Origin of the sequence: Clavibacter californiensis, assembly GCF_021952865.1 — a bacterium.
Taxonomy (GTDB): Bacteria; Actinomycetota; Actinomycetes; order Actinomycetales; family Microbacteriaceae; genus Clavibacter; species Clavibacter californiensis.
Window position 1 is genome coordinate 229,112 of sequence record NZ_CP040792.1, and the last position, 14,630, is coordinate 243,741.

The window sequence follows — 14,630 nt, forward strand, 5'->3', positions numbered from 1 at the left end:
CGGCTGGGGACGGACGACGGACGGGCGCCCGCGGGAGGACCGCGGGCGCCCGTCGGCGTCGATCAGGTCGTGCGGTGCACGCGGGTCAGAGCGCCGTTGAGACGGACTGCCGCTGCCGCGACGCCTCGAGCATCTCGTCGCGCTCGACCACCTTGATGCGGGCGCGGCCGTGCGGCTGCCCCAGCGCGATCTCGTGCTCGTCGAGCGCGTGCCAGCCGGCGAGGTCCGTGTACTCGATGCCGCGGGCCGCGAGGAGGTCGACGATCGCCTGCTCCTCGGGCGCCTCGGGGGTCCACCAGTCGCCCTGGTCGTTGAGCACGTGCGAGACCGTCTCCATGGCGTCGGACTTGGTGTGCCCGATGAGGCCGACGGGCCCGCGCTTGATCCAGCCCGTGGCGTAGACGCCGGGGATGCGGGTGTTGTCCGCGTCGAGGACCTGGCCCTCGTGGTTCGGGATGACGCCGCGGCGCTCGTCGAACGGGATCCCGTCGACCGGAGAGCCGAAGTACCCGACCGCGCGGTAGACGGCCTGCACGGGCACGTCGCGGAACTCGCCCGTGCCTTCGACGCCGCCGAGGCCGTCGGGACGCGTGCGCTCTATGCGCAGGCCGGCGACGCGGGGCTCGGCGTCGTCGGACGCGAGCACCTCCGCGGGGCGCGAGTAGAAGTGCAGGTGGAGGCGGCGGGACGCGGATCCGGTCTCGCGCGTGCGCCACTTCTCGAGCACGCGGCTGATGACCATGACCTGCTTGTTGGTCTTCGCGGCCTCCTCGGCGGCGGGATCCACGCCGAAGTCCTCGTCGTAGACGATCACGTCGACGTCCGGCACCTCGCCGAGCTCCCGGAGCTCGAGCGGCGTGAACTTGACCTGCGCGGGTCCGCGGCGGCCGAAGACGTGCACGTCGGTGACGGGCGAGTGCTTGAGCCCCGTGTAGACGTTGTCCGGGATCTCGGTGGGCAGCAGGTCGTCGGCGTGCTTGGCGAGCATGCGCGCCACGTCGAGCGCCACGTTCCCGTTGCCGATGACGGCGACCTCGCGGGCGTCGAGCGGCCAGTCGCGCGGGAAGTCCGGGTGGCCGTCGAACCAGTTGACGAAGTCGGCCGCGCCGTAGGAGCCCGGCAGGTCGATGCCCGGGATGTCGAGCTCGGCGTCGCGGATCGCGCCCGTGGAGAAGATGACCGCGTTGTAGTGCCTCTGGAGGTCATCCAGCGTGATGTCGCGGCCGTAGTCGACGTTGCCGAAGATGCGGATGTCGCCGCGGTCGAGCACGTCGCGCAGCGCGCCGATGATGCCCTTGATGCGCGGGTGGTCGGGCGCGACGCCGTAGCGGACCAGGCCGTAGGGCGCGGGGAGGCGCTCGAAGAGGTCGATGGAGACGTCGAACTGCTTCTCGGCCTTCAGGATGATGTCGGCCGCGTAGATGCCCGCGGGCCCTGCGCCCACGATGGCCAGCCTGAGCTTGGTCACTGGTGTCTCCGGTTCGTCGTCGTCCCCGTGCCGGCCGTGCGGGGGCGTGGTGGTGCGGATCCCCGCGAGAGCCGGCGGGGACGAGCGGCAGCTAGCGCGTGCGCTCGACGATGGTGTCGGCGAAGCGCGTGAGCGCCTTCTTGACCGGACCCTCGGGGAGTGGGGCGAGCGCCTCGACCGCCTCGGCGGCCCAGCGGTGCGCCTCCGCGATGGTGCGGGCGGTGACCTCGTGGTCGCGCAGCTCGGCGATGGCTGCCGTGAGATCGGCCTCGGACTCGGGCGTCTCCTCGTGCTCCACGTCGCGCTGGATCCGGGCGAGCAGCGTCGCCGCGGCGGCGTCCGTCTCCGCGAGCCGGCGCAGGTACAGGAGGGGGAGGGTGGCGACGCCGGCGCGGAGGTCGGTGCCGACGAGCTTGCCGGTCTCCTCGGGCTGGTCGGCGAGGTCGAGCACGTCGTCGACGAGCTGGAAGGCGACGCCCGTGCGCTCGCCGAAGGCCAGCACGGCCGACTCCAGCTCGGGATCCGCGCCGGAGTAGATGACGCCCATCTGCGCGGCGCACGCGATGAGGGAGCCGGTCTTGTCGGCGAGGACGTCGAGGTAGTGCTCGATCGGATCTTGGCCCTCGCGCGGGCCGATGGTCTCGTGCAGCTGGCCGAGGACGAGGCGCTCGAAGGTGGCGGCCTGCAGGCGGATGGCGCGCGGGCCGAGGTCGGCGACGATCTTGCTCGCACGCGCGAACAGGAGGTCGCCCGCGAGGATCGCGACGGAGTTGCCCCACACGGCCTGCGCGCTCGGGACGCCGCGGCGCATGTCCGCCTCGTCCATGACGTCGTCGTGGTACAGCGAGGCGAGGTGCGTGATCTCGATGGCGACCGCCGCATCCACCACCTGCTGCGTGTTGCCCTCGCCGAGCTGGGCGATGAGGAGCGCGAGCATCGGGCGCACGCGCTTGCCGCCCGCGTCGAGCAGGTAGCGCGTGGTGACGTCGGCCACGTCGTCGGCGAACCGGACCTCGCGGAGGAGCTGCTCCTCGACGAGCGCGAGCCCGTCGTCGATGCTGCGCGCCATGCGGCGGTCGCCTGAGGACGAGAAGAGGCGGTCGGTGATGCTCGCGTGCGCGGCGACGGAGGTGCCGCGGCGGGCGAGCGGGATGCTCGGACTCATGTTCGGCGTCCTTGTCTGTGGGGGTTCACGCGCGGTCAGGACGCGGCGGGACGGGGAGCGGCGTGACGGCCGGCGGGCTTGACGCCGCGGTGCAGCGCCACGATCCCCGCAGTGAGGTTACGGTGCTCGACCGACGCGAATCCAGCCTCACGGAGCCACGACGACAGCGTCTCCTGGTCGGGCCAGGCCTGGATCGACTCGTTGAGGTACTCGTACGCGCTGGCGTTCGAGCTCACCAGCTTCACGAGCGACGGCGCGACGGCCTTCATGTAGAGGTCGTAGCCGCGGCGCACGAGCGGCACGGGCGGGGTGCTGAACTCGCAGATGACGATGCGGCCGCCGGGCTTGAGCACGCGCAGCAGCTCGTCGAGGCCCTTGCGCGGCTCGACCACGTTGCGGAGGCCGAAGGAGATGGTGACGGCGTCGAAGGAATCGTCGTCGAACGGGAGGTCGGTGGCGTCGGCGTGCACGAACTCGACCCGCTCGTTGCCGGCGAGGCGACGGCGACCGACCTCGAGCATGCCCTCGGAGAAGTCGGCGGCGACCACGTGGGCGCCGGACGCGGCGAGCGCGGCGCTCGAGGTGCCGGTGCCGGCAGCCAGGTCGAGGATCCGCTCCCCCGCGACCGGGGCGACGGCGCGCGTGGTGGCGACGCGCCACAGCTGGTCGTTCCCTACCGACAGGAGGGTGTTCGTGCGGTCGTAGGCGCTCGAGACCTCGTCGAACATGGCCGACACCTGGCCGGGCTTCTTGCTGAGGTCTGCTCGCATCACGCGGTCAGTCTATTCGGGCGCGCTGGGCACGCGGTGGGCGGTGGCCGGATGCCCAGGGGCCCATCAGAGGACGGGGGCGGCGGGCACCGACGGGGGCCTCATCCGCGGTCGGCCGGCACCCGGGGAGGCCCGGATCCCCGGCGGTAGGCTGGCATCCGTGACCGCATCCCGCGTCCGAGCGCTCCTCGTCGACACCACCCCCGTCGACTCCATCGCCCGGCTCGTCCCCCTCCTCGACGCCCGGCACCCGCTCCTGTGGCTCCGGCACGGATCCGGGATGGGCGGCATCGGCGAGGCCCTCCGCCTCGAGTTCCGCGGGCCCGATCGCGTGCGGGACGCCGCCGCGGCGTGGCGCGAGGTGGCCGCGACCGCGACCGTGACGGATCCGCTCCGGATCCCCGGCACGGGCCTCATCGCGTTCGGCGCCTTCGCCTTCGCGGACGACTCGGAGGCCGCGAGCGTGCTCGTCGTGCCGCGCGTCGTGGTCGGCCGTCGGGACGGGGTGTCGTGGGTCACGCGGATCCGACTGGCCGACCAGGAGGACGGCGACGTCGCGTCCCCGCTCGACGCCCTGGCCGCGGGCTCCATCCCCGTGCCCGAGCGCTCCGGCGCCGAGTACCGGCTGCACCTGCGCCCCGGATCCATGGGTCCCGACGACTACGAGCGGGCCGTCGCGAGCGCCGTCGCGACCATCGGCACGGGCGAGGTGCAGAAGGTCGTGCTCGCGCGCGACCTCGTGGGCCGCCTCCCCCTCGGCGGCGACCTCCGGCTCGCGCTCAGCCGCTTCGCGCTCGGCTACCCCGACTGCTGGACCTACGCGGTCGACGGCCTCATCGGCGCGAGCCCCGAGACGCTCGTGCGCGTCGGCGGCGGCACGGTCGGCGCACGCGTGCTCGCCGGCACCGTCTCGCGCGGCACGGACGCGCGCGCCGACGCCGCCGCGGCCGCCGGCCTCGCCGCATCCCGCAAGGACAACGAGGAGCACGCGTTCGCGCGCGACAGCGTGCTCGACGCGCTCCGCCCGCACAGCCGCGACCTGTCGACCACCGACGCGCCCTTCACGCTCAAGCTGCCGAACCTGTGGCACCTGGCGAGCGACGTCACGGGCACGCTCGGTGACGGATCCTCGTCGCTCGACCTCGTGGGAGCGCTGCACCCGACGGCTGCGGTCGCCGGGCACCCGACGGACGCCGCGCTGTCGCTCATCGCCGAGCTCGAGCCCGCCGACCGCGGCCGCTACGCCGGGCCGGTCGGCTGGGTCGCGGCGGACGGCGACGGCGAGTGGGCCATCGCGCTGCGGGGCGCCCAGGTGGCTCCGTCGGGCGCCATCGTCGCGCACGCTGGCGCCGGCATCGTCGCGGGATCGGACCCCGAGCGCGAGCGCGCCGAGACGGCCATGAAGTTCCGTCCCGTCGTGGAGGCGCTGGGCTAGGACGCGCTGGGCTAGGACGCGCTGGGCCGGGCCGGCTCGGCCGTCGCGCGTCGCCGCAGCAGCGCCGGCGCCGCGATCCCGGCCACGACGAGCGCCGCGACCGCGCCGACCCCGATGCCGGCCAGCGGGCCCGCCGCGTCCACCACCGCGCCGACCGCGGCCGCCGCGAGCGCGACCCCGGTGTTGACGGCCGTGTTGACCCAGGCGGATGCCTCGGTGCGCACCGACGGCTCCGTCTGCGCGTCGGCGAGGAGGTACCCGGTGACCATCGCGGGCGCGAGGAACAGGCCGACGGGGACGAGCGCGGCGGCGATCAGGAGCAGGGCGAGCGCGTCCGGGGCGGCGGGGACGCGGGCCGCGACCGCGGCGAGCACGGCCGTCGCCGCGAGCATCGCCGCGACGAGGACGACCAGGCGGATCCGCGCGGGCGCCCGCCACGCGCGCGTCCCGTACGCGAGCCCGCCGACCGCGCTGCCCGCGGCGAACGCGGCGAGCAGCGGACCCGCGAGCGCCGTGCTGCCCGCACGCTCGGCCAGCGCCGCGACGGCGACCTCGACGGATCCGAGCACCGCGCCGACGCCGAGCAGCGTCACGAGCAGGGGGATCACGAGCGGCTGGCGGAGCGGATCCGCGGACCGGCGACGCGCGCGCCCGTCTCCCGTCGGCCGGCCCTCCGGCGGGGCCGGCCGCCCGCCCTGCGCCCGGGACAGGCGCGACGACGTCATGCCCAGGGTGCCGATGACGCTCGTGGCGGCCGACGCGAGCACGGCGACCTCGGGATCCGCGACCGCCACGAGCGCCGCCACGACGAGCGGCCCGACCGTGAAGACGACCTCCTCCCCCACGGCGTCGAGGCTGTAGGCGCGCGTCCGCATCCGCGGGTCGGGCACGAGGGCGGCCCAGACGACGCGCATGGCAGCGCCGAGCGGCGGCATCGCGAGGCCGGCGAGCGCGGCCGTCACGACGACGACCCCCACGGGCGCGCCGATGCGCACCACCGCGAGCACCCCGACGAGCCCGGCCGCGTGGGCGACCGCGAGGGCCACGAGCACGGGACGCTGGCCGTGCGCGTCCACGAGCCGCGCGCGGACGGGCGACGCGAGGACGTTGGCGAGGCCGAGCGCGCCGGTCGCGAGGCCGGCCGCCGCGAAGGACCCCGTGCCCGCCTGGACGAGGAGCAGCAGCGCGAGGGCGACCATCGCGAAGGAGAGCCGGCCGAGCATCGCCGGGAGGAGCACGCGGAGCGCGCCGGGCAGTGCCAGGACGGCGAGGTAGCCGGTGCGGGCGGGCGGGGGCGCGGGGGGCGCGGGGGGCGCGCTCACGCGGGCGCCGGATCCGCGGACTCGGGCGCCGGCGCGGGCGCCGTCATCGCGAACAGCGCGAGCGTCGCGCTCACCTGCACGTCGTCATCCCCCAGCCGGCGGGCGGAGTCGTCGTGGAGCACGGTGCCGAGCTCGCGGGCCAGCTCCTGCACGCGGATCCACGTGCCGGTCGAGACCGTGAGCTCGGCGTCCGTGATCACCGGCCGCGTGCCCTCCGCGTGCAGCACGGCACGGCGGGTCAGCTCCGCCATGAGCGCCGCGGCCAGGGTCGGCATGCTGCCGCCGGTGAGGGCGTCGAGCCGGTCGCCGCTCGCGGGCACGTGCCGGTAGCGCTTGGCCGCTCCCCCGCGGATCCGCTCGACGCCCGCGTCCTCGAGCAGCCCGGCCTCGCGCAGCCGGCGCAGGTGGTAGCTGACGTTCGCCTGCGTCTCGCCCAGCTCGCGCGCCGCCTCGGACGCGCTCATCGGCGAGCGGGTGCAGAGGGAGAGCAGGCGGAGGCGGAGCGGGTGGGCGATGACGCGGAGGTCCCGCAGGTCGGTCTCGTCGGCGGGCATGCGCCCATCGGACCACGGCGGGTCCACACTGTCAAACATCTGCTTGAGGGTCGGGAGGATGATGCGGCGGAGCCGACCGGCGTGGTCGACTCGGGCGATGACCGCATCCGACCGCGCCCTCCCGATCGACGGCCTCGTCAACGCCCGCGACCTCGGCGGCATCCGCCTCCGGGACGGCGGCACCACGCCCACCGGCGTCCTCGCGCGCTCCGAGGACGTCGACCTCATCACCGACGCCGGGTGGGAGCATGTGCGCGCGCTCGGCTTCCGCACGGTCCTCGACCTCCGCCAGCCGGCCGAGCGCGCCCGGGACACGCGCCCGCGGCCCGAGTGGATCCACGTCGCGCACGTCGACCTCGACGGCCTCGACGACCACCCGGACTTCTGGGTGCCGTACTGGGACACCGGCCTCGTCGGCACGCCGCTCTACTACCTCCCGCACCTCGCCGAGCTGCCGGAGCGCGCCGGATCCGCGCTGCGGGCGATCATCCACGCCCCCGCGGGCGGCGTCCTCTTCCACTGCGGCGCCGGGCGCGACCGCACGGGCCTCGTCGCCCTGCTGCTGCTCCTCGCGGCGGGTGCGGAGCCCGACGACATCGTCGACGACTACATGGAGAGCATCCGCCTCGGGCCGGAGCGGTCGGCGAACCAGGGCCAGCCCGACCTCGAGCCGGCGATCGCGGACCTCCTCGCCGAGCGCGGCACCACGAGCGGGGCGGCGTTCCGGGAGGCGATGGCGGGGATCGATCTCGACGCGCTCTTCGACGCGGCCGACCTCACGGACTCCGAGCGCGGCATCCTGCGGACGTGGCGGGGGACGATCCCGGCCTGACCCGGCGCTCCCCGCCGGCCCGGATCCGCTACCGGACCAGCGGCACCTCGATGAGCACCGGCGCCTCGGACGCGGTCGTGAGCGCCGCCTCCAGCTCGCCGTGCGTGGCGGCGCGCAGGTGCGTCCACCCGTAGGCCTTCGCGAGGCTCGCGAGGTCCACCCGCTGCGGCGTGAACATGACGCGGTCGATGGCGGCGGGCGCGGCCGTGCTCGCGACCTCGAGGCCGTCGAAGATGGTGCCGCCGCCGTCGTTGCCGACGATGACCTGGATCCGCGGCACCCGCTCGCCCGTGCCGATGAGCAGCGAGCCGACGTCGTGCAGGAGCGTGAGGTCGCCGACGAGCACGCGCGTGATCCCGGCGGCCGCGCTCCCGGATCCGGTCTGCGACGCGAACGCGATGCCGAGGCCCGTGGAGATCGTGCCGTCGATGCCGGCGAGGCCCCGGTTGGCGTGCACGCGCACGCGCTTGCCGGGGAGCGCCCGGTCGGCCTCGCGGATGAGGCGCGACGCCCCGAGCACGAGCCGGTCGTGCGGCCACGTGGCCTGCCACAGCGCGCGCACGAGGTGGCGGCGGGTGACGTCGGCACGCACGGCGGCGAGCTCGGCGCGCGCGAAGTCGCGGCGCTCGGCGGGCGTGGTACCGGAGGGCAGGAGCGGCGCGGACTCCGCGGCGCTCGCCTCGTCGAGGATCGCGCGGCTGACCTGCACCCACGTGCCGAGCCAGCGGCGGGCGTCGGCGGGATCCGCGGGCTCGCCCACCACGCGCACGGCGGCCGGGTGGGCGGTGACGCGGTGGCGCGGGTCGTAGTCCTCGCCGCCGGTGGATCCGACGACGATCGCCTCGACGCCCTCGCGCCCCACGAGCAGCGGGACCTCGCGTGTGAGCGTGGGGTGGCCGAACACGATGACGCGCTCGACGCGGTCGCCGAAGCCGGGGCGGGCCAGCAGCTCGCGGAACGAGACGACGAGGTTCGGGCCGAAGTGGGATCCGCTGGAGATCTCGGCGGCGAGCGGCCAGCCGCCGGCGCGCGCGAGCTCCTCGGCGGCCTCGCCCGCGGCGTGGCCGGCGACGACGATCGTGCGCGGGCCGTGCGGGAGCTCGAGGAGGTCGGCGGGTGCGGATGCGGCGTCTGCGGCAGAGGCCACGTCTGCGGCGGCGCGCGCCTCCGCCACGGCCTCCGTGAGGTCCGGCACCGCGACGGACAGCGGATCCCGGAACGCCACGTTCACGTGCACGGGCGTCCGCTCGTCGCGGGCGCGGCGGTACGCGTCACGGGCCAGACCCGCGTCGCGCGTCAGGTCGTCGTCGGTCCCCTCGGGCGCAGGCACGTCGACGACGACGACCCGGTCGCCGAACATGCCGGGCTGGCGGGTGGTCTGGTTGCTCGCGATGCCGCGGAGCTCCGCCGGGCGATCACCCGTGAGCAGCAGCATCGGGACGCCCGAGTGCCAGCCCTCGAGCACGGCGGGGTGGAGGTTCGCGACGGCCGTGCCGGAGGTCGTGATGACGGGCGCCGGCCGGCCGGACTCCACGCCGAGGCCGAGTGCGAGGAACGCGGCCGCCCGCTCGTCGATGCGCACGTGCAGGCGGACGCCCTCGACCCGCTCGAGCTCGGCCGCGACGAGCGCCAGGGCCTGGGAGCGGGATCCGGGGCAGAGCACCACGTCGGTGACGCCCTCGGCGACGAGCGCGAGCAGCATCGCGAGCGCGCGGTCCGTGGAGGGGTTGCCCGTGCGAGGCGAGGTGGAGGACGGGTGGGCAGAGCGGGGCTCGGTCGCGGTCACCGGCGGTCAGGCGTCCCGGCGGCCAGGCGCCCGGTCGTCGTCGTCCCGGTTCGGCCGGGTGGGGCCGCCGGTGGCACCGGGCTGCTGCGGCTCGTCGGGACCCGTGCCGTCGCTGTCGAGGTCGGCGAGCTCCTGCTCGAGGCGGCGGATCCGCTCCTCCTCCGACCGCGTGCGGCCGAGGCCGGAGAGGAAGTCGGGGTCGTCGTCCGGGCCGAGGCGACGGCCGGATGCTCGTGCCAGGTCGGTGCGGTCCTTGCCGATGGTGAGCCACAGGACGCCGCCGATGACGGGCACCAGGACGACCACCGCGATCCACGCGGGCTTGGGGAGGCCGCGCATGCGGGTCCGCGGCGTCAGGGAGGTGTCCACGATGACGAAGACCGTGAAGAACACGATCACGACGGCGAGACCGATCAACAGGCGGGGCATCTCCCGATGGTAGCTCCGCAACCGGGGAGGACGCCGGGCGTCCAGCGAGCGGGAAGGGGGCGGCGGCCGGGCCCCGGCTGGACGGCGGCGGCCTGTGCGGGGGAGGGGCCCGCCCAGGCGGCCGACCTATGCTGACCCGGTGAGTTCCCGTCGCTACTGGCTCGTCTACACCGTCGTCCGCATCCTCCTGTTCGCCGTCCCGTTCGGGCTGGTGGTCGCCGTGAGCCCGGACTTCTGGCCGCTCGCCGCGGTCGTCGGCGCCGTGGTGTCGTTCTGCGGGTCGTACATCTTCCTGCGCACGCAGCGCGAGGCCATGGCGGCGGATCTCGCGGCCATCGCGGCCGGCCGCAAGGCGCCCGTCGAGGACGACGACTCCGAGGACGCCGCGGTCGACGCCGCCGAGCGCCGGGCCCGGGCTGCGGGTGCCGCCGATGTCGCGACCGAGGTCAGCGGCACGCCGGGTTCGGGATCCGCCGGCACCGCATCGGCCGCCCCGCGCGCCGACGGCGAGGCCGAGCGCAGCTGAGGCCAGACCGCCGACCGGACCCCGAGCCCCGAGGTCAGGCCGGCGAGGGAGCGGGCGGCCGCGCGCACCGCGGCATGGCCACGACCAGGAGGAGCGCACCGCTCGCCGCCATCGCCGCCGCCCCGAGCAGCCCGAACCCCGGCGGGTTGTCCGCGGAGGTGTAGCCGCCGTTGACCATGGGCGTCATGACGTAGTCGACGATCAGGCTCGAGGCGAGCACGCAGATCAGCGCGGCGACAGCGGACCGGATGCGGCCGGCCGCCCGCGACGCCGCGACGAGCACCACGACGGCGAGCGCGACCTCCACGGCCCACACCCACAGCGGCGCGAGCCACGCGGGCGACACGACCTCGTACTGCAGGTGCTGGCAGATCCCGCTCTCGTAGCCCTCCTGCCAGCAGGGGGCCCAGAAGCGGGACGCGCCGCGGCCCTGCACGGCGGAGTGCACGAGCATCGCGACGCCCGTGATCAGGGCGGTCACGACGAGGACGATGCGCGCGCCTCGGCGGTTGGCCGGGGGCGGCGCCTCCATGGTCGACATGGCCGCACGCTACGGGGCAGGCGTGAACACACCGCCGACGGCGCGTGAAGTCGCGGCACGGGCGGGCGCGCCTCCGCGGCGACGGCGTCGCGCGCGTGCCGCAGCGTCGCGGGAGCGCCCAGCGGATCGGCCGCCACGAGCGACTCCCACCACGCGATGCGGGCGTCTTCCACGTGCGGCCCGGGGCCTGGTGCCGCCGCCCGCTCCGGCGATACCCTCGTCCCCACCGCACCAGGGACACCGAGGAGGCGAGGCGCGCGTGAGCTCAGAGCCAGGACCCCTCGACCTCGCGTTCACCGCGACCATCGGCGTGACCGTGAAGGGCGACCTCTGGCCGTGCGTCGAGGTCCCCGGCTCGGTGGGGATCCTCGGCACGGGGAAGGCCGTGAAGGTGGCGGCGACCGTGGACGGCGAGCCGCTCACCGCCGGCCTCCTGCCGACCGGCATCGGGGGCCACATGCTCTCGATCAGCGCGAAGCTGCGGAAGCGGCTCGGCAAGGACCTCGGGGATCAGGTCGACGTGCGGATCACCGAGCGCCTGACCTGACGGCCTCGGCGGGTCAGGCGTCGTCGCGCGGCGCGTATCCGACCCAGCGGCCTCGACCGAGCGTGGGCGGGGAGTCGTCGCGGAGCGCGGGGCGCCGGGCGCGGACGGAGGGCACGAGCCGGTCGCCCTCCAGCAGCCGGTAGCGCTCGGTCGGCCGCGCGTCGGCGGCGGCCCGGGCGAGGGCGGCGGCGATCCATGTGGCGGCGGCGCGCGCATCCGTCGCCACGAGCGCGTCCCACCACGCGGTGATCGCGTCGTCGAGCACGAGCACGGCCCGCGGGACGGCGATCGTGCGCGAGCGCAGCATCAGGCCGATGCCCTCGACAACGCCCACGTCGAACGCGGCCTCGAGCGCCTCCGCGAGCCCGGCTGGGACGCCGGATCCGGGACCGCCGCCTCCCCGCTCAGAACGCGAACGCCGCCCCGAGGCCCAGGCCGAACGTGAGGGCGGCCATGCTCGTGAGCTGCAGCGAGAGGATCAGCTCCTTCGGGGTGCGGCCGGTGCACGCGATGATCGCGGCCGGCAGCGCCAGCACGAGCGTGAACAGCACGAGCAGCGCCTTCGGGTAGAAGAGGAAGAAGAAGACCACGACGCCGTAGGCGATCGCGATCTCGATGCAGTAGACGATGCGCGAGCCGCGCGGGCCGAGCCGCACGGCGAGCGTGCGCTTGCCGACCTTGCCGTCCTGCTCGATGTCGCGGATGTTGTTGACCATGAGCACCGCGGCCGCGAACCCGCCCGCCGCGACGCCGCCCAGCCAGCCCTCGCCCGTGATCATGCCGATGAGGATGAACTGCGTGCCCGCGGTCGCGACCAGCCCGAAGAACACGAAGACGACGACGTCTCCGAGTCCCGCGTAGCCGTAGGGGCGCTTGCCGCCGGTGTAGAAGTAGGCCGCGACGATGGCGACCGCGCCGACCGCGAGCAGCCACCAGTGGCCGGTGATGAGCACGATGACGAGGCCCGCGACCGCGGCGAGGCCGAAGAACGCGAGCGCGACGGTGAGGACCGTGCGGGGCTTCGCGGCGCCCGAGCCGGTGAGGCGGGCGGGGCCGACGCGCACGTCGTCGGTGCCGCGGACGCCGTCGGAGTAGTCGTTGGCGTAGTTGACGCCGATCTGCAGCAGCACCGCGACGGCGAGGCAGAGGAGCGCGAGGCCCACGGAGACGCCCTCGTCGGGGCCGAGCGCGCGGGCCGCTCCCGCGCCGATCGCGACGGGGGCGACGGCGAGCGGGAGGGTGCGGATGCGGGCGCCGGAGATCCAGTCGCGCGCCGTGGCCTTGCGCACCTTCGCGGGGTTCCCGGAGCGGGCCTTCGCGGGCGATCCCGGGCGGGTGCGGGCTGCGGACGAGGGGGCCTGCCGGGTGCGCTTCTTCTTCTGTGCCACGAGGGGCGATCCTACGCGGGGGGAGCCGGTGCACGACCGCGCCGGGCGATCGGAACCGCGCCGGGGCGCCGGACCGCGCGACGACGGAGCTCCCGGCGACCGACGCGCTAGCGGCTGCCGCCCACGGGCGACGGCGCCCAACCGTCCGCCGGGCAGTTCCAGCGCATTATCGCGTGGCGGCCGTGCTCGAAGCCGAGCTCGCTGAGCGTGGAGGTGGAGAGCGTGAGGATCCCGCCGGCCTCCGCGGGCAGGCCGACCCACGCGACGGCGAGCGCGCGGATCACGTGCGCGTGCGCGACGAGGAGCACGTCCTGGCCGGACTCGAGCACGGGCAGCACGCGCGCGAGCACCTGGAGGACGCGGGCGCGGACCTGCTGGGACGTCTCGCCGGGGGTGTCGCCCGCGGGCACGCCGTCGGTCCAGAGGTCCCAGTGGCCGCGCTCGGACTGGATGTCGGCGGTGGTGCGGCCCTCGTACGCGCCGTAGTCGAACTCGACGAGCCGGTCGTCGACCTCCGCCTGGTCGCCGTAGCCGATGAGCGCGGCGGTGCGCTGCGCGCGGGAGCGGGGGCTCGCGAGCACCAGGCCGAAGTCCGTGCCGGCGAGCACGGCGCCGACCGCGCGGGCCTGCTCCTCGCCGGTCTCGGTGAGGGGGATGTCGGTCGTGCCGGTGTGGCGCCCGTTGACGCTCCACTCGGTCTGCCCGTGGCGCACCATGACGATGCGGCCGCGGACCTTCTCCTGCCACTCGGGGGTGCCGGGGATCTCGGCGCGCGCGATGGCCGCATCCACCTCCGCGTACATCGGCGCGACGTCGTCGCGGGCGAGGCGCTTGGCGGTGGCGGGGTTCATGCCGGTCATCGTGGGGGTCTCCTCCGTCGCCCGGAGGGGTGGCGGGCGACATCCGACTCTACGCCCGGGCGGATCCACGACCGCAGGGCGGCGGGATCGGCGCGGCTCAGTGCACGTGCTCCAGCAGGTCGAGCCCGACCACGCCCAGGGCGTCGCGGACGGCGAGGCGCGCGCGCAGGTCGGCGTCGTCGAAGTGGACCATCACGGCGTAAGCGACCGCGCCGCGCGGCCCGCGGAGCACGCCGGCCTCGGCGCGCACGCCCGCGTCGACGCCCGTGCAGTCCACCAGCGCCATGCCGTGCTCGCCGCCGCGGCCCACCGGCGCGTCGAGCCCGAACGACGCCGCGACAATCGACCGGTCGGTGTTGAGCGCGAGCCAGCCGACCACGCGCGTGCACGTCTCCTCGTCGACCACCTCCCCGTGCACGAGCGAGGCGAAGAGCGACGCGAGCTCGCGGGCGGATCCCACGGAGAGCTGCGGGGCGTCGTCCGGTCCGCGGGTGCCGCGCGCCACGTCGAGGAGCGCCGTGCGACGCAGTCCGAGCGACTCGGCGCGCGTGCGCACGGCCTCGAGGCCGACAAGCCCGAGGAGGGCGTTGGTGGCGGCCGCGTCGCCGGTCGCGCCGACCAGGGACGCGAGATCCGTGACGGGCAGCGACGGCACCACGAGGTGGCGCCAGAGGCCCGCGGTGCCGCCCTCGTCGTCCGGCCGGCGATCCACGAGGTGCAGCGGCGAGAGGTCGCCCGAGGTCAGGCGCGCGGAGAGCTCGACGAGGAGCAGCACGCGGCCGAGCCCGGCCGCGGGCAGCGCGACGTGATCGTCGACCGCGAGCACCACCTCGCCCGAGTCGAGGTCGGTCGCGCGGGCCGCGACCCGCATGCCGTCGAGGGCGAGGCCGCCGAGCGCGCGGAACGCGGAGCGGAAGCCGTCGGTCGGCTCCTGCCCCGCGTGGCGCGCGGGACCGCCCCCGGCGTGCCGGGAGCGGTGTCGCGGATCCTCGCCGACGGCGGCCATC

General features: G+C 75.5%; 16 protein-coding genes. 4 read left to right on the top strand and 12 right to left on the bottom strand.

Annotated features, from left to right (window positions below; genetic code table 11):
• Positions 1-85: 85 nt before the first annotated feature.
• The 3 genes from FGD68_RS01220 to ubiE form a co-directional block, all read right to left on the bottom strand.
• Positions 86-1,468 carry an FAD-dependent oxidoreductase gene (locus FGD68_RS01220; RefSeq protein ID WP_119373482.1) on the bottom strand — a complete coding sequence of 461 codons (1,383 nt, stop codon included), beginning with the start codon at positions 1,466-1,468 and terminating at the stop codon, positions 86-88.
• A gap of 91 nt (positions 1,469-1,559) precedes the next feature.
• Entirely contained in the window at positions 1,560-2,633 is a 1,074-nt protein-coding gene (locus FGD68_RS01225) for a polyprenyl synthetase family protein (RefSeq protein WP_119373481.1), read from the bottom strand.
• Positions 2,634-2,668: 35 nt separating this feature from the next.
• Positions 2,669-3,403 carry a bifunctional demethylmenaquinone methyltransferase/2-methoxy-6-polyprenyl-1,4-benzoquinol methylase UbiE gene (gene ubiE / locus FGD68_RS01230; RefSeq protein WP_104235262.1) on the bottom strand — a complete coding sequence of 245 codons (735 nt, stop codon included), beginning with the start codon at positions 3,401-3,403 and terminating at the stop codon, positions 2,669-2,671.
• A 160-nt stretch (positions 3,404-3,563) separates the two neighbouring features.
• Here ubiE and FGD68_RS01235 point away from each other — a divergent pair, with 160 nt between their 5' ends.
• The gene (locus FGD68_RS01235) at positions 3,564-4,838 is read left to right on the top strand and encodes an isochorismate synthase (RefSeq protein WP_104235261.1); all 1,275 of its coding nucleotides are present in this window, start codon (positions 3,564-3,566) and stop codon (positions 4,836-4,838) included.
• Between the two features lie 11 nt (positions 4,839-4,849).
• On the opposite strand, the gene FGD68_RS01240 is transcribed toward FGD68_RS01235, so the two are convergent.
• Both FGD68_RS01240 and FGD68_RS01245 read right to left on the bottom strand, forming a co-directional pair.
• The gene (locus FGD68_RS01240; RefSeq protein WP_237609679.1) at positions 4,850-6,160 is read right to left on the bottom strand and encodes an MFS transporter; all 1,311 of its coding nucleotides are present in this window, start codon (positions 6,158-6,160) and stop codon (positions 4,850-4,852) included.
• Positions 6,157-6,714 carry an ArsR/SmtB family transcription factor gene (locus FGD68_RS01245; protein WP_119373799.1) on the bottom strand — a complete coding sequence of 186 codons (558 nt, stop codon included), beginning with the start codon at positions 6,712-6,714 and terminating at the stop codon, positions 6,157-6,159. Before FGD68_RS01245 ends, FGD68_RS01240 begins: the two co-directional genes overlap by 4 nt.
• Before the next feature lie 97 nt (positions 6,715-6,811).
• Between FGD68_RS01245 and FGD68_RS01250 the strand changes: the two genes are divergently transcribed.
• Positions 6,812-7,546: a tyrosine-protein phosphatase gene (locus tag FGD68_RS01250; protein ID WP_119373800.1), complete on the top strand. Its 735-nt coding sequence runs from the start codon at positions 6,812-6,814 to the stop codon at positions 7,544-7,546.
• A 28-nt stretch (positions 7,547-7,574) separates the two neighbouring features.
• Here FGD68_RS01250 and menD read toward each other — a convergent pair whose 3' ends face one another.
• On the bottom strand, positions 7,575-9,248 hold the full coding sequence (gene menD / locus FGD68_RS01255; protein WP_237610018.1) for a 2-succinyl-5-enolpyruvyl-6-hydroxy-3-cyclohexene-1-carboxylic-acid synthase: 1,674 nt from the start codon (positions 9,246-9,248) through the stop codon (positions 7,575-7,577).
• 90 nt (positions 9,249-9,338) lie between these two features.
• Positions 9,339-9,761 carry a PLD nuclease N-terminal domain-containing protein gene (locus FGD68_RS01260; protein ID WP_104235256.1) on the bottom strand — a complete coding sequence of 141 codons (423 nt, stop codon included), beginning with the start codon at positions 9,759-9,761 and terminating at the stop codon, positions 9,339-9,341.
• A gap of 139 nt (positions 9,762-9,900) precedes the next feature.
• Between FGD68_RS01260 and FGD68_RS01265 the strand changes: the two genes are divergently transcribed.
• Entirely contained in the window at positions 9,901-10,287 is a 387-nt protein-coding gene (locus FGD68_RS01265; RefSeq protein ID WP_104235255.1) for a DUF4229 domain-containing protein, read from the top strand.
• A gap of 34 nt (positions 10,288-10,321) precedes the next feature.
• Here FGD68_RS01265 and FGD68_RS01270 read toward each other — a convergent pair whose 3' ends face one another.
• On the bottom strand, positions 10,322-10,828 hold the full coding sequence (locus FGD68_RS01270; protein ID WP_147361797.1) for a hypothetical protein: 507 nt from the start codon (positions 10,826-10,828) through the stop codon (positions 10,322-10,324).
• A gap of 259 nt (positions 10,829-11,087) precedes the next feature.
• Between FGD68_RS01270 and FGD68_RS01275 the strand changes: the two genes are divergently transcribed.
• A complete protein-coding gene (locus tag FGD68_RS01275) occupies positions 11,088-11,375 on the top strand; it encodes a DUF1905 domain-containing protein (protein ID WP_119373869.1) in 288 nt (95 codons plus the stop codon).
• Positions 11,376-11,388: 13 nt separating this feature from the next.
• Here FGD68_RS01275 and FGD68_RS01280 read toward each other — a convergent pair whose 3' ends face one another.
• The 4 genes from FGD68_RS01280 to FGD68_RS01295 form a co-directional block, all read right to left on the bottom strand.
• Complete coding sequence (locus FGD68_RS01280) at positions 11,389-11,709, bottom strand: hypothetical protein (RefSeq protein WP_237609680.1); 321 nt, start codon at positions 11,707-11,709, stop codon at positions 11,389-11,391.
• A gap of 70 nt (positions 11,710-11,779) precedes the next feature.
• The gene (locus FGD68_RS01285; RefSeq protein ID WP_104235251.1) at positions 11,780-12,763 is read right to left on the bottom strand and encodes a 1,4-dihydroxy-2-naphthoate polyprenyltransferase; all 984 of its coding nucleotides are present in this window, start codon (positions 12,761-12,763) and stop codon (positions 11,780-11,782) included.
• A gap of 107 nt (positions 12,764-12,870) precedes the next feature.
• Positions 12,871-13,614: a histidine phosphatase family protein gene (locus FGD68_RS01290; protein ID WP_449508590.1), complete on the bottom strand. Its 744-nt coding sequence runs from the start codon at positions 13,612-13,614 to the stop codon at positions 12,871-12,873.
• A gap of 106 nt (positions 13,615-13,720) precedes the next feature.
• Positions 13,721-14,629 carry a serine hydrolase gene (locus tag FGD68_RS01295; protein ID WP_317207899.1) on the bottom strand — a complete coding sequence of 303 codons (909 nt, stop codon included), beginning with the start codon at positions 14,627-14,629 and terminating at the stop codon, positions 13,721-13,723.
• Between the last annotated feature and the right edge of the window lies 1 nt (position 14,630).